The 1,870-nt window shown below is 66.0% G+C and carries 1 protein-coding gene; it reads right to left on the bottom strand.

The window, feature by feature from the left end; genetic code table 11:
- Positions 1-1,865 (bottom strand): phosphomethylpyrimidine synthase ThiC (thiC, locus tag V7Z98_RS17805; RefSeq protein WP_334159432.1); only part of this gene is annotated, 1,865 nt, incomplete at its 3' end.
- Positions 1,866-1,870: the final 5 nt, after the last annotated feature.

The following is a 1,870-nucleotide window of genomic DNA, read 5'->3' as shown; positions in this document are numbered from 1 at the left end:
GTCTCCATCCCCTTCTCCAGGGCTTCGGCCTCGGCGATCCCCTGGGCGGCGGCGAAGTCGCGCACGTCCTGGGTGATCTTCATCGAACAGAAATGGGGGCCGCACATGGAGCAGAAATGGGCCACCTTGGCCGACTCCTTGGGCAGGGTCTCGTCGTGGAAGGACTTGGCCTTGTCCGGGTCCAGGCCCAGGTTGAACTGGTCGTCCCAGCGGAACTCGTAGCGGGCCTTGGACAGGGCGTTGTCGCGGATCTGGGCACCCGGGTGGCCCTTGGCCAGGTCGGCGGCGTGGGCGGCCAGCTTGTAGGTGATGATGCCTTCCTTGACGTCGTTCTTGTCCGGCAGGCCCAGGTGCTCCTTGGGCGTGACGTAGCAGAGCATGGCGGTGCCGTACCAGCCGATCATGGCGGCGCCGATGCCGCTGGTGATGTGGTCATAGCCGGGGGCGATGTCGGTGGTCAGGGGCCCCAGGGTGTAGAACGGCGCTTCCTTGCAGTGCTGCAACTGCAGGTCCATGTTCTCCTTGATGAGATGCATGGGCACGTGGCCGGGGCCTTCGATGATGGTCTGCACGTCGTGCTTCCAGGCGATGTCGGTGAGTTCGCCCAGGGTGGCCAGCTCGCCCAGCTGGGCCTCGTCGTTGGCGTCGTAGATGGAGCCGGGACGCAGGCCGTCGCCCAGGGAGAAGGCCACGTCGTAGGCCTTCATGATGTCGCAGATGTCCTCGAAGTGGGTGTAGAGGAAGCTTTCCTTGTGGTGGGCCAGGCACCACTTGGCCATGATCGAGCCGCCCCGAGAGACGATGCCGGTCATGCGGTTGGCGGTCAGGGGGATGTAGCGCAGCAGCACCCCGGCGTGGATGGTGAAGTAGTCCACGCCCTGCTCGGCCTGCTCGATCAGGGTGTCGCGGAAAATCTCCCAGGTCAGTTCCTCGGCCTTGCCGTTCACTTTCTCCAGGGCCTGGTAGATGGGCACGGTGCCGATGGGCACAGGGCTGTTGCGGATGATCCATTCCCGGGTTTCGTGGATGTTCTTGCCGGTGGACAGGTCCATCACCGTGTCGCCGCCCCAGCGGGTGGCCCAGGTCATCTTGTCCACTTCCTCGGAAATGGACGAGCCTAGGGCCGAGTTGCCGATGTTGGCGTTGATCTTCACCAGGAAGTTGCGGCCGATGATCATCGGCTCGGATTCCGGGTGGTTGATGTTGTTGGGGATGATGGCGCGGCCCCGGGCCACTTCGGAGCGCACGAATTCCGGGGTGATCTCGGCGGGAATGGCGGCGCCGAAGTCCTGGCCCTTGTGCTGGCGGCCCAGCAGCTTGACCATCTTCTCCCCCATGGGGCCGGTGGCGCGCAGGTTGTCCAGGTACTGCTGGCGGTTCAGGTTTTCCCGGATGGCCACGTACTCCATTTCCGGGGTGATGATGCCTTTCCGGGCATAGTGCATCTGGCTCACATTGGCGCCGGCCTTGGCGCGGCGGGGCTTGCGGTGCAGGCCGGGGAAGCGCAGTTCGTCCAGGGCCGGGTCGGCGGCCCGCTGGCGGCCGTAGTCGGAGGTCAGGTCGGGCAGCACTTCGGTGTCGCCCCGCTCCTCGATCCACCGCTGGCGCAGGGCCGGCAGGCCGGCACGGATGTCGATCGTGGCGGCCGGGTCGGTGTAGGGGCCGGAGCAGTCGTAGACGTAGATCGGCGGGTTCTTCTCGCCACCGAAGCCGGTGGGGGTGTCGGCCTGGGAAATTTCCCGCATGGGCACCTGGAGGTCCGGGCGGGAGCCTTGCACGTAGATCTTGCGCGAGTTGGGCAGGGGCGCCACCGCCGCACTGTCGACGTGGGCCTGGGCGGCGGTGAAGGGGGCTTTGGCGTTCATGGGGA

This window comes from Oryzomicrobium sp. (genome assembly GCF_036820405.1).
Taxonomy (GTDB): domain Bacteria; phylum Pseudomonadota; class Gammaproteobacteria; order Burkholderiales; family Rhodocyclaceae; genus Oryzomicrobium.
This window is presented reverse-complemented; position numbering and strand designations above follow the sequence as displayed.